The 21,232-nt window shown below is 70.5% G+C and carries 20 protein-coding genes and 3 pseudogenes; 5 read left to right on the top strand and 18 right to left on the bottom strand.

Annotated elements, in window-relative coordinates:
* Window positions 1–54: 54 nt before the first annotated feature.
* Together ACIHCL_RS31555 and ACIHCL_RS31550 are read right to left on the bottom strand one after the other, a co-directional pair.
* On the bottom strand, window positions 55–510 hold the full coding sequence (locus ACIHCL_RS31555; protein WP_399867376.1) for a GNAT family N-acetyltransferase: 456 nt from the start codon (window positions 508–510) through the stop codon (window positions 55–57).
* A gap of 182 nt (window positions 511–692) precedes the next feature.
* A complete protein-coding gene (locus tag ACIHCL_RS31550) occupies window positions 693–1,256 on the bottom strand; it encodes a hypothetical protein (protein WP_399867374.1) in 564 nt (187 codons plus the stop codon).
* Between ACIHCL_RS31550 and ACIHCL_RS31545 the strand changes: the two are divergent.
* Together ACIHCL_RS31545 and ACIHCL_RS31540 are read left to right on the top strand one after the other, a co-directional pair.
* Window positions 1,195–1,470, top strand: a pseudogene (locus ACIHCL_RS31545) (transposase); the annotation flags it as partial. The gene ACIHCL_RS31550 and the pseudogene ACIHCL_RS31545 overlap by 62 nt on opposite strands.
* Window positions 1,471–1,566: 96 nt before the next feature.
* Window positions 1,567–2,923: pseudogene (locus ACIHCL_RS31540) on the top strand (ISL3 family transposase).
* A 138-nt stretch (window positions 2,924–3,061) separates the two neighbouring features.
* Here the strand turns inward: ACIHCL_RS31540 and ACIHCL_RS31535 are convergent.
* Together ACIHCL_RS31535 and ACIHCL_RS31530 are read right to left on the bottom strand one after the other, a co-directional pair.
* Window positions 3,062–3,418: pseudogene (locus ACIHCL_RS31535) on the bottom strand (GNAT family N-acetyltransferase); the annotation flags it as partial.
* A 68-nt stretch (window positions 3,419–3,486) separates the two neighbouring features.
* Entirely contained in the window at window positions 3,487–3,705 is a 219-nt protein-coding gene (locus tag ACIHCL_RS31530) for a hypothetical protein (protein WP_399867373.1), read from the bottom strand.
* Window positions 3,706–3,956: 251 nt separating this feature from the next.
* Between ACIHCL_RS31530 and ACIHCL_RS31525 the strand changes: the two genes are divergently transcribed.
* Together ACIHCL_RS31525 and ACIHCL_RS31520 are read left to right on the top strand one after the other, a co-directional pair.
* Complete coding sequence (locus tag ACIHCL_RS31525; protein ID WP_399867372.1) at window positions 3,957–5,297, top strand: hypothetical protein; 1,341 nt, start codon at window positions 3,957–3,959, stop codon at window positions 5,295–5,297.
* 120 nt (window positions 5,298–5,417) lie between these two features.
* Complete coding sequence (locus ACIHCL_RS31520; protein WP_399867370.1) at window positions 5,418–6,377, top strand: hypothetical protein; 960 nt, start codon at window positions 5,418–5,420, stop codon at window positions 6,375–6,377.
* Here ACIHCL_RS31520 and ACIHCL_RS31515 read toward each other — a convergent pair.
* From ACIHCL_RS31515 to ACIHCL_RS31450, 14 genes are all read right to left on the bottom strand, one after another.
* Window positions 6,311–7,651 (bottom strand): protoporphyrinogen/coproporphyrinogen oxidase, encoded by a 1,341-nt coding sequence (locus ACIHCL_RS31515; RefSeq protein WP_399867369.1) that lies wholly within the window; start codon window positions 7,649–7,651, stop codon window positions 6,311–6,313. The genes ACIHCL_RS31520 and ACIHCL_RS31515 overlap by 67 nt on opposite strands.
* 17 nt (window positions 7,652–7,668) lie before the next feature.
* Window positions 7,669–8,577 carry a hypothetical protein gene (locus ACIHCL_RS31510; RefSeq protein ID WP_399867367.1) on the bottom strand — a complete coding sequence of 303 codons (909 nt, stop codon included), beginning with the start codon at window positions 8,575–8,577 and terminating at the stop codon, window positions 7,669–7,671.
* 155 nt (window positions 8,578–8,732) lie between these two features.
* Window positions 8,733–9,461 carry a PIG-L deacetylase family protein gene (locus tag ACIHCL_RS31505; protein ID WP_399867365.1) on the bottom strand — a complete coding sequence of 243 codons (729 nt, stop codon included), beginning with the start codon at window positions 9,459–9,461 and terminating at the stop codon, window positions 8,733–8,735.
* A complete protein-coding gene (locus ACIHCL_RS31500) occupies window positions 9,458–10,753 on the bottom strand; it encodes a phosphodiester glycosidase family protein (protein WP_399867363.1) in 1,296 nt (431 codons plus the stop codon). The genes ACIHCL_RS31505 and ACIHCL_RS31500 overlap by 4 nt, the downstream gene beginning before the upstream one ends.
* Window positions 10,750–11,760 carry a phosphotransferase family protein gene (locus tag ACIHCL_RS31495; RefSeq protein WP_399867361.1) on the bottom strand — a complete coding sequence of 337 codons (1,011 nt, stop codon included), beginning with the start codon at window positions 11,758–11,760 and terminating at the stop codon, window positions 10,750–10,752. The genes ACIHCL_RS31500 and ACIHCL_RS31495 overlap by 4 nt, the downstream gene beginning before the upstream one ends.
* Entirely contained in the window at window positions 11,757–13,283 is a 1,527-nt protein-coding gene (locus ACIHCL_RS31490) for a Gfo/Idh/MocA family oxidoreductase (RefSeq protein ID WP_399867359.1), read from the bottom strand. Before ACIHCL_RS31490 ends, ACIHCL_RS31495 begins: the two co-directional genes overlap by 4 nt.
* The gene (locus ACIHCL_RS31485; protein WP_399867357.1) at window positions 13,280–14,410 is read right to left on the bottom strand and encodes an LLM class flavin-dependent oxidoreductase; all 1,131 of its coding nucleotides are present in this window, start codon (window positions 14,408–14,410) and stop codon (window positions 13,280–13,282) included. The genes ACIHCL_RS31490 and ACIHCL_RS31485 overlap by 4 nt, the downstream gene beginning before the upstream one ends.
* A gap of 16 nt (window positions 14,411–14,426) precedes the next feature.
* Window positions 14,427–15,485 (bottom strand): Ldh family oxidoreductase, encoded by a 1,059-nt coding sequence (locus tag ACIHCL_RS31480; RefSeq protein WP_399867356.1) that lies wholly within the window; start codon window positions 15,483–15,485, stop codon window positions 14,427–14,429.
* 75 nt (window positions 15,486–15,560) lie between these two features.
* Window positions 15,561–15,788, bottom strand: a complete 228-nt coding sequence (locus ACIHCL_RS31475; RefSeq protein ID WP_399867354.1) for a hypothetical protein — start codon at window positions 15,786–15,788, stop codon at window positions 15,561–15,563.
* A gap of 89 nt (window positions 15,789–15,877) precedes the next feature.
* A complete protein-coding gene (locus tag ACIHCL_RS31470) occupies window positions 15,878–16,765 on the bottom strand; it encodes an aminoglycoside phosphotransferase family protein (protein ID WP_399867352.1) in 888 nt (295 codons plus the stop codon).
* A gap of 129 nt (window positions 16,766–16,894) precedes the next feature.
* Window positions 16,895–17,440: a sterol carrier protein domain-containing protein gene (locus ACIHCL_RS31465; protein WP_399867350.1), complete on the bottom strand. Its 546-nt coding sequence runs from the start codon at window positions 17,438–17,440 to the stop codon at window positions 16,895–16,897.
* Window positions 17,437–18,057 (bottom strand): GNAT family N-acetyltransferase, encoded by a 621-nt coding sequence (locus tag ACIHCL_RS31460; protein WP_399867349.1) that lies wholly within the window; start codon window positions 18,055–18,057, stop codon window positions 17,437–17,439. Before ACIHCL_RS31460 ends, ACIHCL_RS31465 begins: the two co-directional genes overlap by 4 nt.
* A 17-nt stretch (window positions 18,058–18,074) precedes the next feature.
* The gene (locus ACIHCL_RS31455) at window positions 18,075–18,608 is read right to left on the bottom strand and encodes a MaoC family dehydratase (RefSeq protein ID WP_399867347.1); all 534 of its coding nucleotides are present in this window, start codon (window positions 18,606–18,608) and stop codon (window positions 18,075–18,077) included.
* Complete coding sequence (locus tag ACIHCL_RS31450; protein ID WP_399867345.1) at window positions 18,608–19,528, bottom strand: HpcH/HpaI aldolase/citrate lyase family protein; 921 nt, start codon at window positions 19,526–19,528, stop codon at window positions 18,608–18,610. Before ACIHCL_RS31450 ends, ACIHCL_RS31455 begins: the two co-directional genes overlap by 1 nt.
* 315 nt (window positions 19,529–19,843) lie before the next feature.
* On the opposite strand from ACIHCL_RS31450, the gene ACIHCL_RS31445 reads away from it, so the two are divergent.
* The gene (locus ACIHCL_RS31445; protein WP_399867343.1) at window positions 19,844–21,157 is read left to right on the top strand and encodes an XRE family transcriptional regulator; all 1,314 of its coding nucleotides are present in this window, start codon (window positions 19,844–19,846) and stop codon (window positions 21,155–21,157) included.
* Window positions 21,158–21,232: the final 75 nt, after the last annotated feature.

Genomic DNA, 21,232 nt, shown 5'->3' with positions numbered 1-21,232 from the left:
CGGCACATGTACTCTCCGTGACGATTGCCGCAGGTAATGGCCTGCTATCTGCGGTCAATGGCCGTGAGTTGCATCTGCTGCGAGAACCCGCCCTCGATTCGCGAAGCGGTAGACCGTGGACTGCCTGACGTGGAAGCCGAGACGCTCATACAGCCGGTTCGCCGCCGCTCGATCCGGTCGGGAAGTGAGATCAATCGTCCGGGCACCCGCTTCCCGGGCGAGCCGCAGGGCCTCCTGGGTGAGAAGACCCGCGACTCCCTGACCCCGTGCCGCGCTGTCCACGACCACGTCTTCGATGCGGGCCCGCAAGCCGGACGGCAAGGGCAACAGCACCAGCATCAGGGTGCCGACGATCGAGTCAGGAGTGCGGGCAACGAGCACAGTATTGGCATCACAAGTCACCATCCGGTCGAGCGCTTCGTAGTCCAGGGGCTTGGCGGTCGAAGACAACTGCGGAAGCAACCTGCCGAAAGCGTCGACGAGCTCCTGACTCGCCGCCCGGATGTCCATACCAGGAGCCTATCCGTCGACTGACACCGCAGACACCCCAGCGGGATGGGTCGCCGCCGACCACTCACACCACGAACAGTCGTCCTTCCCACCAACGGGCCTGGGTGAACACATGTTTTGACGTCGCTGTTCCTCGCTACCCCTATCGGCTCCGGGGTTCCTCCAGCCTCGGTGACCGGCTGTCAGCTCGCAGCGGGCAAGTGACGGCGGGTGTGTGCAACGAAGGCGGCGACGCGCTTGTCCCCCCGCTGGGGAGCGAGCGTCGCGGTGAGGTCGTGGACGTAGCTGTGGGCGCGAGCAGACCGGACCTGGGAAAGAAGTTCCACGGAGCGCCTGGCAGTCGCCAAGCCCTTGTCCAGATCGTGCTTTTGCAGATACGCCGAGGCTTCCACCGCGAGGCGGATGCCGACAGCGCGGGTGTAGCGGTCCGTCGGCATCTCGTCCGCCTGACGGCTCCACGCGAGCGCGACCTCGGGGCGGCCCAGGTCGCAATAGATCTCGGTGGCGTCGGTGGCCAGACGCTCGTGCGTGTAGTAGTTCATCCACGCCGGGTCGGTATCGGGCCGCGCTTGGTCGAGCAGGTTCTCCGAGAGGACGAGAGCCGTGCTTGCTTCGTCCGCCTCCCCGGCGCGGGCGAGCGCGCGCGCCTGAGCGAGCTTCGCGAACGAGAGGACCTTAGCGGCGCCCGGGAGACTCCGCGCGGACAAGGCGTACCACTCCACGGACCGGCTGGCCTGGCTGCGCAAGCGAGGTATCGTCCCGCGCATCGCCCGTCCCGGCGTCGAGTCCAGCGAGCGTCTCGGACCGCACCGCTGGAAGATCGAACGGTCCATCGCCTGGCTCTTCGCCTACCGCCGCCTCACCGTCCGATACGAACGCAAAGGCAGCCACTTCCTGGCCTTCCTCGGACTCGCGGCAGCACTGACCTGCTACAAGAAACTCGCGAAACTCACCACGTGAGACACCCTCTTAGGCTCTGTTCCGTAGTCGGTGGTGACGTTGCGTCTCCGCCTGGCACCATGAGGCATGGATAGCGTCAACTCCCTTGCTGCTGTGGTGTTTTCCTGGTTATCCGCACTGGTCATCGAAGATGTGGCGGATGACGGTGAGGCGATCAGGGCCACGGCCCGGACCAAGGATGTTCCGGTGCCCTGCCCGATGTGCGGGACGCTGACGGGGAAGGTACACGCGTACCACCACCGGACGGTGGCGGACGTGCCGGTGGACGGCCGCCGGGTCGTGGTCCGCGTCCGGGTGCGGCGCCTGGTCTGCTCTGTCCTGGGCTGTCGGCGGCAGACCTTCCGCGAACAGATCCCGGGGCTGCTGGAGCGCCATCAACGTCGCACCGCGCGTCTGACGGGCCAGGTGTCGAACGTGGTCAAAGAGTTATGCGGCCGCGCGGCCGCCCGGCTCTCCCGCTGGCTGGCCGCGCCCATGTCCTACGCCACCGCCCTGCGCCTGCTGCGGCGCATCCCCGTACCACAGGTCGGCGTCCCCCGGGTGATCGGAGTCGACGACTTCGCCCTTCGCCGCCGCCACCGTTACGCCACGGTCATCATCGACGCCGAGAGCGGGGAGCGTATCGATGTGCTCCCCGACCGCAAGGCCGCCACCTTGGAGGCCTTGCTGCGCGGGAAGCAGGGGATCGAGGTCGTGTGCCGGGACGGATCGGCCACCTACGCCGAGGCGATCCGCCAGGCACTACCGAATGCGGTGCAGGTCAGCGACCGCTGGCACCTGTGGAGAAACCTGTGCGACAAGGTCCTGGCCGAGGTCCGCGCCCACGCCCCCTGCTGGGCCACCGTCAACCCGCCCCGCCCCGGCGGAGTCCGCGAGCAGACCACCCGCGAACGCTGGCACAAGGTCCACGACCTCCTCGGCCAAGGCGTCGGCCTGCTCGAATGCTCCCGCAGACTGGGACTGGCCCTGAACACCACCAAGCGCTACGCACGCATCCCCGAGCCGACCGCCGAGCGCATCGCTCCCCAGTACCGACCCACCCTGGTCGACCCCTACCGCGATCACCTGCGCGCCCGGCGCGCGGCCGAGCCCGCAGTGGCCGTCACTCAGTTGTTCCGCGAGATCAAAGCCCAGGGCTATACCGGCAGCCACAACCTCCTGGTCCGCTACCTCAACCAGGGACGAGCCGAGGGCAACCGGCCGGTGACCACCCCGCGCCACGCGACCCGGCTCCTGCTCACCCACCCGGAACACCTGTGGACCAAGGACACCGCCCTACTGGCGACCCTGCAACGGCCTGGAACTCGACCGCGCCGCCGTCAACGCCGGCCTGACCCTGCCCCACCACAACGGCCGTACCGAAGGTGTCAACACCCGCACCAAGAAGATCATGCGGCAGATGCACGGCCGCGCGAGCTTCGACCTTCTCCGCCACCGCATCCTGCTCCAGTGACGAGCACCCAGCGTCACCACCGACTACGGAACAGAGCCTAATCCTGCCCGGACCATGGACTTGGTCCGGAGCGCTCGGTGATGGAAGCCGTTGAGCAGGCGCATCGGGTGTCCGTACACCGGGAGTCACGCCGCCGGACTACGGCGCCTCGACCGACGGTCCGAGGGCCTTGCTGAGCGCCCGGTTGATCCGCGGGTCGCGTCCGGCGACGTAGGGGGCGACCAGGGCATAGCCGCAGCGGGTGTAGAGCGCGAGCGCGGCGTGGTTGCTGACGCCAGTCTCCAGGATTACCTCGCTCATCCCGTGTCGGTGCGCGTCGTGCTCCAAAGCCTCCAGGATCTGTCGCCCGAGCCCGTGGCTGCGGGCAGCCGGGGTGACGTACATGCGTTTGATCTCGGCGGCGGTGGGGCCGGCGGTGCGCCAGCCGCCGCAGACCAAAGCGGTGCCGTCGGCGTGGGCGGCGAGGAAGAACACACCGTTGGGTGGCTCGAATTCGGTGGCCTCGGTGCGAGTTGCGCGGCCCCGGCGGCGCGCTGCAGAAGGCGGTTGCCGGTGGCGGCGGTTTACTGGCCGTTGTGGATGAGGGAGAGGGAGTCGTGGAGGGCGAGCCGGGCTTGGCGCTGGCTGAGCGGGCCGCCTCCGGTGCGGTCGTCGAGGCGGCGTAAGGCTGCGAGCTGCTCGAAGAGCATGTCAACGAACTCCGGCGCGATGAACTCGCCGCTGCTGCGGCCGGTGAGCAGCTGGGCCGGGGCTTGGTGGGTGGCGTGCTGCCTGGCGCGCACCGTATCGGTCCGTCACCGATTCCTGTGAGTCTGCCGGAAGGCGGTTACTGACTTCGGCTTGTCAGGGTGATGTTGGGGCCGTAGTCGTGGAGCCCTGGACGGATGATCCGTCCAAAGCTCCACGGCGTATTCCCGGCCGGTTTCCGTCCGAACCGTTGACCGTGGGCGACGTCCGACGCTTGGCTCTTCCCCGGGGCCCGCCCACGGGGAGTAGCGGCGGGCCGTATCGACGTCAGGGGAGGACGCACACCGTGCAACCGACGAACCGAACCGCCCGTACGACCCGCAGCCGCCGACTGGCGCGCGCCGCCTGCCTGCTCGCCGTGGCCGCCGCCGTCACCGTCACCGCCGCACCGGCCCAGGCCGCTCCGGCGTGGGGCCGCATCACCCAGGTCGACCTCGGCGTGGACGGCGCCGGGGCGAACCAGCAGTCCATGAGCCTGGGCATCAGCGGCAACGGCCGCTACGCGCTGTTCCACTCGGCCGCGACGAACCTGGTGCCGGACGCGACCTCCGGCCGCGGGCTGTACGTCCGCGACCTGCGGACCGGCCGCACCGAGCTGGTCAGCCGCACTGCCGACGGCGCCCCGTTCCCCTCGGTCACCGATGAGGCGGGCATCAGCGGCGACGGCCGCTACATCGTGTTCTCCGCCGAGGCGAACGGGGCGTACAACGTCTACGTCCGCGACCGGGTGAAGGGCCGCACCAGCGCCGTCACCAACGGCACCGCGTCCGGCACGGGCCAGTCCTACGAGCCGGCCATCAGCGCGGACGGCCGGCGCATCGTCTTCATGTCGACCCGCACCGATCTCGTGCCGGGGGCGCCCGTCGCGCCGAACACGCGGAACGTCTACGTCATCGACCGCGTCACCGGCGCCACCCGCCTGGTCAGCGTCGGAGCCGACGGGCAGGCCGCCAGCGGCGACTCGGAGCACCCGACGATCAGCGCCGACGGCCGGACGGTCGGCTTCACTTCCAAGGCCAGGAACCTCCTGCCGGCGACGGACGGCGGCACCGCCGACCTGGCCCGGCTGCGCTTCACCACCCTCTACGCCACCGACCTCGACAGCGGCACCACCGTCGTCGCGGGCCTCGACCCCGACGGGACGCCCGGCGCGGCGGCCCCGACCATCCGTCTCAGTCCCGACGGCCGCTACGTCGCCTACGCCCTCAGGGCGATCCCGCTGCCGGGCGGCAAGGCCCGTACCGAGCTCTTCGTCAACGACCTGCGGACGAACCGGGTCCAGAGCATCCGGACCTCCACCAACCCGGACGCGATCTGCTGGGGGGAGCCCGACGCGGCCATCACGGCCGACGACCGGTGGATCTACTTCGCCGGCGGCTGCTCCGACACGATCATCCGGGCCGGCCGGGCGCGCTTCGACCTGTACCGGCAGAACCTCCGGACCGGGCGCACCGAACTGGTCACCGGGGCCCCCGACGGCACGCCGCTGGCCGGCGCCGCGGCCGGCCTCTTCGTGACCGACAACGGCAGGACGGTGCTGTTCAGCGACACCAACTCCGACCTGGTCCCGGACGGCAGGAGGAGCTCCGACTGGCAGGTCTACATCCGCTCCCTGAAGAACAGCTGACGGATCAACAGCTGACGGGCGGCCGGGCGGCCGGGCGGCCGGGCAGCTGCGCCGCTCGCCTGGCCGCCCCGGGCACGCTCCCGGGTGACAGGTCAGGCGGGTTTGGCCGGCTCCGCACGGGTGAGTTCCACCCACCGCCGGATCTCACCGGCGTGGCTGCCCGAAGCCGTCGCCTCAGCGACCGCCGCGACGGCCTCGGGCGTCGGACCGCCGTCGCGGAAGAGCAGGGTGAACGGCCAGGACGGGTGCCCGGCTGCCCGCCGTCAACGCCTGCTCCCGTCCCGGCGCCCGCGGTGTCGGCCGGGCCGGTCGCTTCGGTCGCTGAGCCCCGCCAGGCCACCCTCCCTGTGCCCGCCGCCGCGCCGCGCGGCGTCCGCGTCCGGCCGCACGCCCGCGGACGTTGCGGAGTGGGCGCTGGAGACCAAGCTTCGCTCGCCGAGGCTGCACCGGCACGGCAAGGACGGTGACGCCCTGGTCGTCCTCACCGGCACGGCGCTTGCCGAGCTCGGCCTGCCCCCGATGGGCGGGGACGAGAAGAAGGACTTCGTTCAGCGCCTCGGCCTGCTTCCGAAGACCCACAAAGCCGTGAAGCAGATCGAGAAGGCCAGGCGGCTGCTGACCCAGCGAGGCCTCGACCCATGGGCCCGGACCTACCACACGCCCAAGGACGGCAAACGCCAGTGCCTGCAGCTGTGCATCCCCACCTGGGGCGCCCTCAGCTCCGGCGGCTGGAAGATCCCGGACGGCCTGAACGCCCCCGGCCTGGCCCGCCTGCTCGGCACCTACGCCACCCGCATGCTCACCCCGCACGGTTCCACCGCCGTCTCCGGCCTCGAACCCGTCGCCACGCTGCGCCCGCCGACCCGCGCGCTCGATCTCGGTCTGTCTCACCAAGGGCGGCGACTGGGCATGGGTAAAGTCAATTCCGTGAAACGCCGGTTTCCCAGCTCGCTGACGCCTGCAAGGATCGTCCCACCGAACACGCCGCCGCTTCACCTGGTCCCAGGGCGTAGCTATGGGGCAGTGAGGTGGTCGAGTGTGCGGTCTGCTGCCTGTTCTCCGGACAGGAGTGCGCCGTAGGTGCTGGAGGGGCCGAAGTAGTCGCCGGCGAGTTGGATGCGGGGATCGGCGGTTGGGCGGCGGGCGTTGAAGGCGCGTAGGGCGGCGTAGCCGCCGACGGGGCGGACGACGAGGGCTGGGTCTCGGCGGCTGATCAGGGTGGTGACGACGGTGTTCTCGATGCCGGGCAGGATCGTGGCGGCGGCGTTGAGGAGTTCCTGGGTGATGGCGGTGTCGTCCTTGTCCCACCAGCAATCGGTGAATTCCTTTCGTGGGTGGACGGTGATGAGGCCCTGTGCGTTGTCGACCCGGTTGCTGATCTTGTTGTGGTGCAGTTCGATGCCGGCGATGTGTGGGTGGGTGGCGCGGGCGGTGAAGACGGTGGGGGACGGCTCGGCGGGTCGCCGGGAGAGGCCGTAGGAGGCGACCAGGCCGCGCGAGTACGGGACTGAGCGCAGGTAGGCGGCGTCCTGGGCGGACAGTTGGGGCAGGATGCCGGGCACGTGGGGTGCGGGGAGGGCGACGATGACGGCGTCCGCGTGTTCGTCGGGCTGAGGGATGTCGTGGTGGGTCCAGGACAGGGTGGTTCCCTGGTCGGTGGTGCGCACGCCGGTGACGGTGGCGTCGCAGGTGACGGGCAGGCGGGAGGCCAGGGTGCGGGTGAGCAGGCCGACGCCGTGGGCGGAGTTGAAGTGCGGGACGAGGAGTTTGGCGGCGTAGAAGAACATGTCCGCGGCCGCGAGTTCGGCGGGGTCGCCGAGGACGATGCCGCCGCCGAAGAGCGGTTCGCACAGGATGTCGTGGATCTCGGGGGTGAGCTTGTCCAGGGTGTAGTGGGAGGCGCTGACCTGGTCGAGTTCGGTGTTGCGGTCGGTGGTGTCCCAGTCGAGGTACTTGCGGTTGCGGACCAGGGTGGGCAGGACCTTGGCGAGGGAGAGCTTGGAGCGCCAGCCGATCAGGGGGGTGCGGATGAAGTCGGTCAGGGAGTCGGCGCGCAGGCGGTGGACCCGGCCGTCGCGCCAGAAGCCGCACTCCGCGGTGGCGCGGCCCCACTGGTCGGTGATGCCGAGTTCCTTGATCAGGGCGAGCATGCGGGTGTAGTTGGTGCCCAGGATGCTGGCGCCCAGTTCGATGCGGAAGCCGTCCTGGGTGACGGTGCGCATCCGGCCGCCGGCTTCGGGTTCGCGTTCGAAGACGCGGACGGTGATGCCGTGCTGCTGCAGTTGCCAGGCTGCGGTGAGTCCGGCGATGCCTGCGCCGACCACGTGGACGGTGCCGGCTGCGGATGGGGTCACGGCGCACTCCTCTGGGATCAGGGTTCGAGGTTCAGCAGGTGGTGCAGGTACGGTTCGATCGCCGCTGCGCTGCCCGCCACCCAGCCGCCGATGGCGCGCACGAATGTTCGCTGCGGTTCGGTCAGGCCCGCCTCGCCCAGCAGGCGGGCGTAATCGGTGTCGAAGCGGTGCTTGTGGGCGGCATGCAGGACAGTGGCGGCCCGGTAGGCGTCCGTGGTGCTGTAGGCGAACTCGTGGGCGAGGACGGTGACCGCGTTGACCGGATCGCTGTGCCGCGCCTCGGCCGCGAACCCGAGCAGGTCGTTGGCCAGCGCGCCGATGAGAAAGGCGAGTTCGGCCAGGCCTATGACCGGGCTGGGCAGCGGTTCGTCGAGCGGTGGCATGCCCGGGGCCAGCAGGTGCAGGTAGAGCGGATGGCCGCCGGAGGTGTGGGTGCGGTCGTCCAGGTAGGCGTCCAGGGTGGACGGGGTGCCGGTGGCGCGCCAGGGCCCTTCCCGCGCGCAGCTGTCCAGGTAGTGCTGCAGTCCGGCCGCGAGGCGCGGCAGCAGCGGCCCGCCGCCGGCGTCCACGATGTCCTGGTGCACGGACGCCAGGACCGGGACCAGTGCGCTGCTGCGGCCGGGTGGGACGACGCCGGTCTCCAGGACCCGGGGCAGGTTCATGGCCGCGTGTTGTCGCAGCCGCTCTTGGTCCTCGGCGACGCTGTCGTCGAAGATGAAGACCCAGGCGAGGTACCGGGCAGTGAGGTGGAGCACCGGAACGGGTGCGTCGGGCATGCACCAGCCGGCCAGGTGGCCGACCTTGCGCCGGGGCGCCACCTCCAACGGCTTGATCCCCTGCTCGAACAGCTCAGCCGCCTGCATCCGCACCGACTCACGGCGCTCACGTCCCGCAGCGGTCAGCCCGCCCCCATCCGCATATCTCACACACCACGGAATACAGCCAACGCCCCAGGTCGATCAGGGACTTCGAAAGAGATCACCCTAACGAGCCGAAGTCAGTAAGGGTGGGAGTGGCCGGTCCCTAGCGGCTTCGCTGAGTGGGAAGAAGCTCGCGGCCTGCTCCTGTTCAAGGTGGCCGCTCACGATGGACTGCCCCGATCCTTCTCGAGCCGAGCGCCGCTGCTACGGCGTCTTGTGCAGTGGCAGCTGCGGGGGCTGGTCGTGGCATGGATGATCTGACGGGCAGTTCGGAACATTTCGGCGCCGTGGGTGCCGTTGGGGAGGCGTTCGACGACGCGGTGGTGCATGTGCTGGCGGTAGGCGATCGCGGTCAGGGTGCGGAAGACGTCCATGTCGAGCTGTTGTTGGGAGGTGAAGCAGCGCAGGGCGGCCTCCTTCGCGGCGAGGAGGTCGGGAGTGCCGGTGAAGAACTGGTTGGGTTCGAAGTTGCGGCTGTAGGGGGAGCGGAAGTAGATCAGGTCGTTGGCTTCGCGGAGGGCGACGGTGGTGGTTTCCTCGCCGGTGATGGCGTGGTCGAGGTGTTGATCGTCGGGGAAGTGCGTGTAGACGATGTCGGGGCGGTCCTTGGCGAAGGCGGTGAACAGGTCGGCGTTGATCCGGCCGCGGTGTTCGACGAAGCGGGTGTCGGGGATGGCGGAGAAGGTGTAGCCGGTGACGCCGAGGATCTTCGCGGCGGCCAGGCACTCTGAGCGGCGGGCGTCGCTGTCATCGGGGTGTCCGGTGGTCAGGCAGTGGACGCGGACCCGGTCGCCGGCACGGGCGTGGGCGAGCATTTGCATGCCCATCGCGAGTTCGGCGTCGTCGGGGTGCGCGACTACGACGAGGACGGATCGGGCGGTCGGGTTCAACGGGTCTCCTCGATAGTGGTGATCTCCAGGGCGCTGCGCAGCCGGCGGCCGTCGAGGCCGTGCCAGCGGAACGGCTGGTGCGGGTGCCGGGGCCATCGCAGGTAGTGGAGGCTGCCGACGGCGTCGGCTTGGTGGCCGTTGGTGTAGGCGATCTTGGAGGTCTGGCCGCCGTCGAGATGGAACACGGTGGCTGGGTCGAAGCCGGCCCTCGCGCACAGGTCGGCGGCTTCTTGGGCGGTGGCGCCCTGGAAGGTGCGGGTCAGGGGTGCCCCGTCGAGGACGAGGAGGGTGAGTCGGCGGTCGTTCACGGTGAGCAGGGTGCGGGCGTAGCGGGCGTGGGGGCGGAAGGGGGAGGTGCCCAGGCTCTGGTCCCAGGCGTCGGTGCGGCCGGCGGCGGCGTCGGCGGCTGTGGGGCCGAGCGAGAGGGCGCCGTCGATGTCTGCGGTGTCGAGGGTGTCGAGGGTGGTGACGTGGACCGGAGCGCCGAGGGTGAGGTGGGTGGGCCAGGGGCGGTGTGTGCGCAGGACGAAGGCGCCGGTGAACAGGTCGGTGCCGCCGCCGGGGTGCAGGGCGGCGATTCGCAGCCCGGCGCCGGTGCTGGTGATGGTGCAGTCGAGCGCGTCGGGGTGACGGGGGGTGGTGTTGGCGGCAGGGTCCACGTCTCGGCGAAACCCCGTGCGGGGGTCGTCGTGGTAACGGATGCGGCAGTTTCCCGCGCCGAACACGGTGAACTCGCCGGGCCAGGCCGGGTGGCGGCGCTTGGAGCCGGTCCAGGTGTGCGGGTGGCCTGCGACGGTGAGCGTGCCGGTGGCGGCCAGGGCACGTACTGTCGGGCGGTCGTGGTGGAGGAGGAAGGCGGGCTTGTCGGCGGTCGGCAGGCTGGCGGTGCGGCCGTTGCGGATGGCGAGGTCGAGGCAGGGTTCGGCGGGCTGGTAGTCGGGATCGTCGGAGATGAAGGAGAAAGCGCCGCTGACCGCGGCGACCGTGCTGCCGCCGACGAGACTGCGCAGGTGGTAGCCGGCTGGCGAGGAGACGGGGCGGCAGTGGGCCCGGTCGAGGTCGACGTCGAGTGTGTAGGCGTTGGTGAAGCAGCCCTCGCCGAGGTCGACCGGCCGGGCGGTGAGGTCGATACCTCCGGCGAGGTGCCGGACCCAGGACCGGGTGGGCCGGGCGAACGGGCTCTGGTCGCGGGCGAGGGACTGGATGTTGTTCGCGTGGATGCCGCGGGCGCGCAGCTCGGCGAGCGCGGCGCGGTCGTGGCGGTCGGCGACCGAGGCGAAGGGGATGCTCATGCCGCCTCCAACTGTGCGGCGTCCAGCAGGTCGGCGACGGTGAACGGACCGGTGTCCAGCAAATGCAGGATCTGGCGGCGGAAGCGATCGGCGGTCGCGGGCGGAGCGGTAGGCGGGTAGGGAACGACGCGGGCCTCCAGCCGGTACAGCAGGACCCCGGCGGTGATCGTGGCGAGCAGCGCGTCCGAGCGCCAGATCCGGGTGGGGCCGGGGAGGGCGTAGGCGTCGAGGAACGCGGCGGCGACCTTGTGCTGGACTGCGGACCGGGTCAGGTGGTGCAGCACGAGGTGGGCGAGGAGGTATCCCACGTCGTACAGCGGGGAGCCCCGGTGGACGTTGTCGAGGTCAACGAACGCAGCGCGCCCGGAGGCGAGGCTGAGGTTCTTGGGACAGACGTCGCCGAGGACGATCTGCCGCCCGGGCAGGGCATCCAGGCGGCGGCAGGCGTCGGCCAGCACCGGGTGCCCAGCGGTGCGCAGGCAGTAGCCGTAGGCGTGCTCCTCGCGGAAGCGGTCGTCGCCGTCGCCTTCTCTCACCGCAGGGAATCCGGTGGTGGCGTGGTGGATCCGGGTGAGGGCGTAGCCGAGCCGCGCGCATTCCTCGACGTCGGCCGGCCGTTTGTCGAGGTGCTCGCGCCAGGTACGGCCGTCGGGGAACACATCGGTCATCACCATGGCGTGCGCGTCGGGCAGGAAGGCAAGGACCTGCGGGAACAGGTCGGGCAGCGCCTGGTGGTAGAGCGTCAGGGCCCGGTGCTCGACGGCGATCAGTGCCGGGTCGGTGGCGAGGTGCCCGATCCGGGCGAAGCGGCGACCGCGGACCTTGACGATGACACAGCCGCTCTCGCCGTAGGCGCGGAAGACGTGGCTGACGTTGCCGCCGGTGCACACCCGGATCCGAGTGACGGTCCCGGTGTGCGGGCGGCACGCGGCGAGGACCGGCTGAACGTGCGGCCCAAGGAGCGCGGACAGGTCGGACATGGCGCCGGTGGAGGTCGTCTCGGTCATCCCGCCACTCCGAGGGCGACGAGGGCCCGGTCGGAGAGCAGATCCGGTGCGGGGCGGAAATCGAGTGCCGCGGTGGTGGATCGGCCGCTGGCGAACCGGTGGGCCATCGACAGGTAAGCCGCGGACATCAGCCGGGCGGAGCGCCGGTGATCGGCCAGATCGGAGGTCAGCCCGGTTCGGGGAATGCCGCCGGTGAGGTAGGTGAGGAACTCTGTGACGGCACAGGTGCGGGCCGAGCGCTGGGTCGGCAGCACCGCCGCCGGTCCGGCCCCCTGGACCAGATCGGCGAAGCCAAGGGCGCGGTGCCGCTCCCAGTCGGGGCGCAGCCGGTTGTTACGGAAGACGTGCAGGGCGATGTGGTCGGCGCCGCCCGGCGCCGTCGGGTCGACGCCCTCCTCGTCCTCATGGAGAGTCTGCAGGACGTGCAGGTGCAGGGCCTGGAACGGGCCTTGCTGGATGATGTGCGTCTCCTGCCCGATGCGGCCGTTGCCCTTGTAAAGGCCGTCCACCACGGGGTGGAGGCTGCCGCGCTGGGAAAAGGTGTTGTGCGCGAGGTTGCTGCTGGCGAGCGTCATCATCCGCCCGCAGCTGCGGTAGGCGATGCTGAGGAACACATCGACCTCCCCGAACCCGTCGGTGAGCCGCTCGAGGTCGGAGACGGAATACGGGTTCCGGGCGGTGAAGCCGGGCAGGATCCGTTCATGGTCGGCGACCGTGAGCTGGGCGAGACTGTCGGCAGGACGGGTACAGGCCGCGTGGACCTCGATCTCGTCGATCTCCTTGCCCGGGCGCTCGCCAGCGGCCAGCAGCCACGGCACGGTGTCGAAGTGGTGGTAGCCGGAGTGCGAAGCCTTGCCGTACCCGCGGTCGAAGCCGTGGTAGCTCAGGTCAACGAATTCGTCCGGCAGCCTCCACTGGCCGTCACCGTGGCTGGACTGGACCGAGGTGACCGGGCAGTTCGTGGCCTCGGCGACCTCGGCGACCAACTCCCGCATCGTGCGGAAGGCAGGGTGCCAGCGGCGTTGGCACAGCACACTGACCACCATCCGCGGGTCACGTCGGCGCGCCCGACGGTAGGCGCCCAGAAGGGTGTCGAAGTCATCGGCGATGGCCATGGCGGCCGCCGGGTCGGTGGACGCGCCCGGGTGAATGGTCAGCGGCTTGTCCAGCAGCACGGGCAGGCCCCGCTCGATCGCCCACAGCGCGTACGGCAGATGTACGGACGGTTCGGTCGCTACGACGACGGCGCCGATCCGCTCGCGGGCCACCACGTTGTCCAGCACACCGCGCACCCGGTGGGGCAGGGTTGAGCGGGTGACGGGGAACGCCTCCACCGCGATGACCGGCATCCGCCGGGGTCGGCCGGACGCGCTGTATTCGACCAGCGCGTCGGCCAGGTGGGGAAGGTCGATGCCGGTGAGGGTGCCCGCGAGGCCCGCGTCCTGGGCTGCGGCGAGCGCGGGCAGGTGGTTGAGGCGGGTGTGCGGGCCGACGCCGATCACCAGCACGTTGACGGCACTCACCGGCGCACCGCCGTGCCGGCGCCCAGCAGCGGAAGGACGCCTTCGCCGACCTGGTACGCCTCCTCCAGGTGCGGAAACCCGGACAGGATGAACTCCTCGATACCGAGGGCCGCGTACTCGGCGATCCGGTCGGCGACGTCGCGGTGGGAGCCGACCAGCGCGGTGCCCGCCCCGCCGCGCAGCAGCCCTACCCCGGCCCACACGTTCGGGTAGACCTCCAGGTCCGCGGTGCGGCCACTGCCACGGTAGGCGGCGTGCAGGCTGCTCATGCGGGCCTGCCCGGTGGACTGACTGGCGGCGAGCGTCGCCTGCACCCGCTCGACCTGCGCCGGGTCGACCCCGGTCACGAGGTGCTCGGCGGCGGCCCACGCCTGCGCGGAGGTGTCGCGGGCGACGACGTGGAACCGGATACCGAACCGCACAGTGCGCCCCTCGGCCGCTGCCAGGGTACGGATCCGCTCCAGCTTGGCCGCGACCTGGGCAGGCGGCTCGCCCCAGGTGAGGTAGGTGTCCGCGTGCCGGGCCGCGACCGGGCCGGCCTCCTGCGACGAGCCGCCGAAGTACACGGCGGGTAGCGGGTCGGGCCGGGCGAAGACGGTGGCGCCGTGCACGTCGTAGTGCGCGCCGGTGAAGTCGAACGTTTTACCGGACCAGGCGCCGCGCAGCACGGTGAGCCACTCGGCGGTGCGCGCGTACCGCTGCGCCTTGTCCAGGTGATCGCCGAAGCGGGCCTGCTCGGCCGCCTCACCGCCGGTGACCACGTTCAGCAGCAGACGGCCCCGCCAGTGACGCTGGAAGGTGGCGGCCATCTGGGCGGCCAGGGTGGGGGATATCGCGTCCGGGCGCAGCGCGACCAGGAACTTCAGGCGCTCGGTCTCCTGGGCGAGGGCGGCACAGGTCAGCCAGGCATCCTCGCAGAACGTACCGACAGGGGTGAGGATCGCCTCGAAGCCCATGTGCTCGGCAGCCTGCGCGATCTGCGTCATGTACCGAAGGTCAGGAGCACGGTGCCGGTCGGAGGCAGTGTCCGCGAGGTCGCCGTCGTGGCCGGGTCCGTGGGTGCCTCGCATCCCGGTCGTCAGGGTGCGGCCGTCGCTGGCGGTGGGCAGGAACCAGTGGAACTGCATGATGGACTCCAGGTGGTCAGTCGGAAGTGAAGTCACCGGCGGCGCGAGCGTGCAGGCGTGCCAGGACCGGGGCGGGGAGCTCGACGGCGCCGGCCGCCCGGGCCGCGGCGGCGAGGACCCGGGCCTGCTCGCCCGGCAGGCGCCAGGTGTCGCCGTCGGCGATGCTCGCGGCGCGCAGTTGCTCCCGCAGACGGGTGTTCGCGGCGGCGGCCGTGCGGCCGGGGTCGGCAAAGTCGGGGTCGAGCGCGATGAAGGTGTAGCCGGTGGTGTAGGTGCCGTCCACGTCGCTGCCCATGGGGAAACCGAACAAGGAGCCGGTCAGGGCCTGCAGGAGCAGGGAGAGCGCGAAACCGCGGTGGTCGCCGAACACGACGGCGGAGACCGCCTCGTCCGGGTCGCGGGTGGGCTGCCCATCGGCGCTGACGAAGCAGCTGGGCGGCAGCGGTCGGCCGGATCGCCGGTGCTCCCACAACACGCCCATCGGCGCCAGGGTGGTGCCCATGTCCGCGCCGAGCGGCTCGTCGAGGGTCGGCAGGGCGAAGGAGAGGGGGTTGACGCCGACCACCGGGGTGCGGCCGTCGGCCGCGACGGCTTCGGCGCGGGAGGTGTTCGTGACGATCCCGATCAGCCCGCGCCGGGCGATCGCCTCACTCCAGTCGGCGAGAATGCCGTACCGCTGGGTGTTGATCATCCCGACCACGCCCACGCCGAGCAGCCTTGCCCGCTCCACTGCCACACAGACGGCGAAGTCGGCGCTGAGCGGCCCGATCTCACGGTGTGCGTCGATGACCGCGAACACGCCGTGCTCACGCACCACCTCGGGCGGGGCCTGGCGCTCGGGAAAGAACCGCGACTCGAAGGCGAACTTCGCGATCCCGTGCGAGGGCTCGCCTCGCAGTTCCCCGGCCAGGTAGTGGCGCACCACCCGGCTGGACTCCTCTTCGGGCACACCGGCGGCGGCGCACACCATGGTCATCAGCGACTCCAGCTCCCTGATCGGCATCCGCACGGCCACCGGGCCCGGATCGGGGCGCGCCGAGCCTCGGGGGTTTCTGTGGCGGGCGGGTTCAGACATGGCTCTCCCTATGAATCGGCGTGGACGAAGCGCACCGGCCGCGCAGCAGCGGCCGGAAGAGCAAGACGAGGCGGATCAGGTGAGGATGCGGAAGCGGTGCCAGCGCTGCGACGACCAGAGCTCGCTGTCCCGCTCCGGGCGGCACTCGGGAGTACACGTAGCGGTCTGCTCGGCGCGGTGCCGGGCCAGTGTGGCGACGCCGGTGTCAATGAGCTCGGCGACGATCGGTGCGATGCGCGCCTCAGGGGCACCGCTCCACACAGTGGGCATGAGACCGCCGGGACGGTCGGACACGAGGGTCATGACCAACTACTGCCGCTTCGGGGGGGCGAGCTCGGGGCGGAGATCGGCAATGGTGCGTGGGCGCCACGGCCGGCCCCGTTCGTGATTGGCTACGGGCGGTGGGAGGCCATCCGGTCGAGGATGAGGTGACCGCGCGCCACGAGGTCCCCGCGGTCCTTGACCAGGCCGTTGCGCAGGTAGGAGACGCCGAGACGGACAATCAGCAGCCGCAGCAGCTGTTCCTCCTCCTGTGTCAAGGGACGGCCGTAGCCGGTGAAGTAGGCGTCCTTGAGGTCGGGGCGCGTGGGCCAGACGGCGCCACCCAGCCACACGAACTCCTCGGCGGCGACGCCGTACTGGGCCATCGCGAAGTCGATCAGGCCGTGGCGGCCGGTCTTGGCGTCGTACAGCCAGTTCCGGGTTGCGTAGTCGCCGTGCCGGAATACCAGCGGTACTTGCTCGGCCAGTTCCACCAGGTCCTTCGACGCGGCTTCGACCAGCGCGATCCGGTCTGCGGCCAGGTGCACCGCAGTGTCCTCCAAACAGTCGGCGGCCTCCTGAGCCTGCTCCTGCATCGCCGCGCGCACGGCGGCGCGATCTGCGGCCGACCCGGAGTCCGAGGCGTCGTGCCAGAGGCGCAGCAGCCGTCCGGCGTTTTCGTGCAGGCGCAGCTCGACATCCAGGTCCAGCGGCAGATCCCGGACGACCTGGCCCGGCAGCGGCGAACTCAGAAGCGCACGCAGGTGTGCGTCGGCAGCCAGCAGACGCGGTGCCTCGTGTTCGGCCAAAAGCCGCCCGGTGTAGGCGTATCCGGCAGCCTCGCGGTCGTAGTCGAGTCTGCTGGGACTGAGCTTCACGAATGCGGAGCGCGGCCCGGCGGCCACGCGCCACACCCGCGAGCTACTCCGGGGCCAGGAGCGGTCCTCGATCGTGTCCAGGCCGGACAGGTACTCAGCTGCCCAGGCACGCAGTTCGGGCGGGAAGGGTTTCTCGGTCATGGGATGAACGTCTCCGAACAAGCAGGAGGAGATGGTCTGGGCAGGGGCCCGTTTCGGCTCGGGACGACTTACCTCGCGGCGGGTCCAACGGGCGGAACGGTCGGCGGGTGCGGTCGTTCAGACACCAGGTCAGAAGTAGTCGGCGAGCCACGGCTCCCTGTCGCCGACAGTGGCCAGCAGGCGGGCAATCACGGCCGGTGCTCCGCACACACCTGCCAGCGCTGCGGCAGCCGCGCTGCGGTACCCGCCGGCGTACCAGACGGCGAACTGCCCCACCGTCAAGGTGACGTCGACGGTGCCGCCGCCGGGGCGGAGCTCCCCCCGGCCGCCGCCGACCCGCAAGGTGTACCGGTCGGTGCTGGAACCGTCCGCCGCAACGAGGTCCAGCACGATCTCAGCGTCGGCGCCCTCGGGCCAGCCCCGCAGCTCCACGGCGCGGCACGGGTCGAGGACCCGCAGCATCCATGGGTGCCAGGCCCGGGCGGCAGCGGCGCCGCCTTTCCCGAGTCGGTGCAGCAGCGTGCCGGGCGGCAGGCCGGTGCGCTCGAACGCCACGGTGGGGATGCGGCTGTGGTGGCGGCCGAGGAAGGCAAGCATCGCGGCGGCAGTCGGGTGATCGGCCGCCCAGAAGTCGTGAACGACCAGTTGCCGGCCGTCGGTCGGGTGCCGCTTCACGGCCGCTGCGAGCACCCCGCTTGCCGGCCCGCCCGGCGCGGCGAAGCGTAAGTGAACAGGTCCGGATGCTGGTCCTGCTGCCAGCTGTTCCACCAGGCAGGCCGCTGCCACGGACCATTCCACCGCCTGGCCAGCTCGTCGCGCAGCTTTGCCAGCCCGTCACTGTCACCGAAGGTGATCTCCATGGTGTCGGCGCCCAACTCCTTCAGAGCGTCGGTCGGTACCGTCCAGGAGAAGACCTGCGCCGGGGCTTCCCAGCCCATCCGGCGCACGTAGCCGTTGGACGCCGTCCACAGCGTGGCAAGGGCCGCGCCCTGCTCCCGCAGCGCGCGCAGCCGCTCGTCGACGAGCCGGGCCGCGAGCCGGCCGCCCCGTTCCTCCGGGGCGACGCAGCCGCACGCCATGCTCGCGCTGGGGACCGGGCGGCCACCGAACCACTGCGGGATCAGCAGCCCCAGGCCGCCGGCGACGACCCTGCCGCCGCGCAGCGCCACCCGCCGGTCGGCGTGCTGGCCGAGGCGCGCGATGTCGGGTACCGCCTGGCCGTAGGCACGTCGGGCAAGGACGTCGTACTCCTCCCACATGACAGCGTCGGCCTCGGCGAACGTCAGTTCCATGGATCGGTACTCCCTTTCTAGTAGTCGGTGGCGTCGCGCAGGGCGTTGGGGGCCGCGGGGACGAAGAAAGTGCGGGTGCAGCTGACGACCCGCTGGTCGTTCTGGTTGAACTCCTCGATACGGCAGGTGACGATGCCCTGGTCCGGGCGGCTCGAGGAGCGGCGGGCGGCCAGCACGGTGCTTTGAGATCGCAGCGTGTCGCCGACGTGCACGGGCTTCTCGAAGCGCACCTCATCCAAGGCGATGTTGCTGGTGGTCATGCCGCTGGTGGAGCGCACCGTCATACCCAGAACGATGTTCAGGGTGAGCATGCCGCACACCAGAACCCGTTCGTGCCCGGTACGGCGGCAGAACTCCGCGTCAGAGTGAATGGGCGCCTCGTTGCCCATCAGCGCGAGGATCTGGACGTGCTCGGCCTCGGTCACGGTCCGCGCCGGCCGGTGCTCGATGACCAGCCCCGGGACAAGCTCGTCGAGGCCCAGCCCGACGACCTCCCGGACCTGACTGCCCCCGATGCGCCGGAAGCCGCGCGGGACACGGTCATCCGTCATCAGATCGCCTTCCCAGCCGGGACGGCGAACGAACCACGGGCCCGAGTGACCACGGCGCGCGCCGCCGCAACCAGAGGCGGCCCCACCATCGCGCCATCCGACGTGGTGATGCCTCCGTCCGCTATCTCGGCCGCCGCGAGTACGGCGTGCGCCGCCTCCAGCTCGCTCCGGCTGGGCGCGAACGCCTCCTTGATCACCGGAAGCTGCCGCGGGTGGATGGCGACCTTCCCGATGAAGCCGATCTCGGCAGCCTCGCTCGCCTCCCGCCGCAGCGCGTCCGGGGCGTCGAGCGAGAAGAACGGGGAATCCACAGCGGGAAGGCCGGCCGACGCCGCAGCGGCAGCAAGCACAGTACGCGGATACCACATCGCCCTGGCCGTCATCCGGCACCCGGCGGCAGCCGCGTAGTCGGCCGCCCCGAACAGCACCCCCGACAAGCCCCGGCTGCGCACAATGCCGGACAGATTCATGATCGCTCGCGGCGACTCGATGAGCGCCCAGATCTGCGTCTGCGGGCCACAGCTGTCGGCAGCCTGCGCCACGACTTCGACATCACTCGGGGATTCGACCTTGGGCACCAGGAGCAGGTCCGGCCACAGAGCGCGTTCGGCCATCGCGGACAGGTCCCTCAGACCGTGCAGAGAGTGCGCCGCGTTGATACGCACACCCAGCAACGGACCGGCACCAGCCGTCGGCCGCCCGTCGCCGCAGAGGAAGGCGAGCACGTCCGCGCGGGCGCCGTCCTTGGCCCCCGCAGGAACCGAGTCCTCCAGGTCGAGTAGCGTCACACCAGCACCGGACGCGACGGCCATGGAGAACCGCTGGGGAGTGACCCCCGGCGTGACCAGCCACGTCTGCAGGCCGAGCCATGCGCCGGGCGCAGGTCCGACCGAGAACGCCGGGTTCGTCATCGACTGCATGTTGATCTCCCTTCAGGAAACGTCCCACTACGGCCAGGCGCACAGATCCCGGAAACCGCGCTTCTCATAGCCCTCTACGCAGCAGCCTCTGCCCCAGACGGGCATCAGGCTGCGCCTGCTTGACCGGACGCAAGGGGCGCCGGGCGCGGTCGCCGTCGAGGCCCGACGTTGAACCGCCGAAGCGCACAAGCTCGCCGAGTTGAACGAGCGTCGCTCAACTGATCGCCGATCTAAAGGAGTTGCTGGTAGTCCCGGCGGTAGTCCCGGCCGGTTCGCAGCTACGCTCCGCGCATCGGCTGCTGATTGGATGCGAGAGTGACCGAGAACACCCACCCCCTGGCACTGGCCCGGAGCGCGCGCGGGATGACTGGCCCTGACCTCGCCCGCGAGATCCGCGCCGCGGCTGAACGCCGGGGCCTTCGGTCCGGCGCAGATAGGCAGCGCGTCCGCAAGTGGGAAGTCGCCGGTATCACACCGGACCGGGAATCCCAGGAGTACATCGCCGAGGTGTTCGGGGTTCCCCTTGACGAAGTCGACGTGAAGGCGTGGCCGAACTGGCTGCCCGACGCCGGTGTGATCCCACTGGCTCCCGCCAGCACCCTTCCAGCCCTCCGAGAAGCATTGAGAGCATCGATGGACCGATCCCGCCGTACTGTCCTGTCCGCGATCTCCGGCACGGCCTTGGTCACCTTGGCCGGGGCCTGGGCCACCGGCACATGGTCGGAGGCCACCAAACGCGCCCAGGGCAAAGCCATCGACGAGGACTTCGTTGCTCTGCTCGAACAAACCAGCACGCAGCTGACGACTCTTGCAACTCAGCAACGACAACACACCGGTCCGCTGCTCGACGCCTATCTCACAACCGTGACCGACCTGATCGCCCACGGCCGGTACTCGCCGCCGCTTGGAATCCGACTGCACGCCCTGGCCGCAAGCCTCTCCCAGACAGTGGCCTGGCACCGCTTCGACCACGGGCTCCACGGCGAAGCCAGCCGATTCTGGATCGCCGGTCTCCACAGCACCTACGCCAGTGGCGACCACGACATGGGTGCGGCTTTCCTCAGCGACCTCGCCTACCAAGCCTCCTGGCGTGACGACCCCCGAACAGCCGCCCGCATCCTGGAACGCGCACTCACTCGCACCCATCACCCCGCCGCCCGGTCGCTGCTCCAGCTCCGTCTCGCCCGCTCCCTGGCAGCGCAGGGCGAACGACGCGCCACACTCCGGGCCCTGAGCGCAGCCGAGCACCTTCTCAGTACACCGACCCGCGACCCCGTTCCTGGGTGGTGTTCGTGGCTTTCCGAGGCAGATCTCGCCGTGGATTCGGGTCAGAGCCTCAACGACCTCGGCGAGACCCGCCGGGCCCACCAACTCATCGAGGAAGGACAGGCACTCCTGCCCCCGAGCCGCGACAAGACGCGCGGCGTCTTCCTCGCCTACCGGGCCAAGACTCACCTCGCTCTTGGCGAGCCCGACCAAGCCGCCGCCGTTGCGACCGAATCCCTGGAACTCGCGCAGCGTATCGGCGCTCCCAGATGCGTGGCACTCGTTCATGGACTCATCCCGCATTTCAGGGGCTTCAGCACCGCGCAGGGCGTACCTGAACTGCTGGCCAAGGCTGCAGCCTGAACAGCCGATTGCCGATTGCCGGACGTGACGCCCTCGGCGCCGCACCAGTGACCGCTGAGAGCGAGGCCGCATGTC

Origin of the sequence: Streptomyces sp. NPDC052042 (assembly GCF_044548345.1) — a bacterium.
GTDB lineage: Bacteria > Actinomycetota > Actinomycetes > Streptomycetales > Streptomycetaceae > Streptomyces.
Note: the sequence above shows the minus strand (reverse complement) of the source record. Positions and strands in the feature narration are given on the sequence as shown.

What these genes read in the sequence shown, in the direction of transcription:
- ACIHCL_RS31495 (WP_399867361.1), bottom strand. Translation starts at nt 11,760, where the DNA reads ATGACCGAGACGACCTCCACCGGCGCCATGTCCGACCTGTCCGCGCTC.
- ACIHCL_RS31460 (WP_399867349.1), bottom strand. Translation starts at nt 18,057, where the DNA reads ATGGAACTGACGTTCGCCGAGGCCGACGCTGTCATGTGGGAGGAGTAC.
- ACIHCL_RS31455 (WP_399867347.1), bottom strand. Translation starts at nt 18,608, where the DNA reads ATGACGGATGACCGTGTCCCGCGCGGCTTCCGGCGCATCGGGGGCAGT.
- ACIHCL_RS31475 (WP_399867354.1), bottom strand. Translation starts at nt 15,788, where the DNA reads ATGACCCTCGTGTCCGACCGTCCCGGCGGTCTCATGCCCACTGTGTGG.
- ACIHCL_RS31555 (WP_399867376.1), bottom strand. Translation starts at nt 510, where the DNA reads ATGGACATCCGGGCGGCGAGTCAGGAGCTCGTCGACGCTTTCGGCAGG.
- ACIHCL_RS31500 (WP_399867363.1), bottom strand. Translation starts at nt 10,753, where the DNA reads ATGAGCATCCCCTTCGCCTCGGTCGCCGACCGCCACGACCGCGCCGCG.
- ACIHCL_RS31480 (WP_399867356.1), bottom strand. Translation starts at nt 15,485, where the DNA reads ATGTCTGAACCCGCCCGCCACAGAAACCCCCGAGGCTCGGCGCGCCCC.
- ACIHCL_RS31485 (WP_399867357.1), bottom strand. Translation starts at nt 14,410, where the DNA reads ATGCAGTTCCACTGGTTCCTGCCCACCGCCAGCGACGGCCGCACCCTG.
- ACIHCL_RS31470 (WP_399867352.1), bottom strand. Translation starts at nt 16,765, where the DNA reads ATGACCGAGAAACCCTTCCCGCCCGAACTGCGTGCCTGGGCAGCTGAG.
- ACIHCL_RS31450 (WP_399867345.1), bottom strand. Translation starts at nt 19,528, where the DNA reads ATGCAGTCGATGACGAACCCGGCGTTCTCGGTCGGACCTGCGCCCGGC.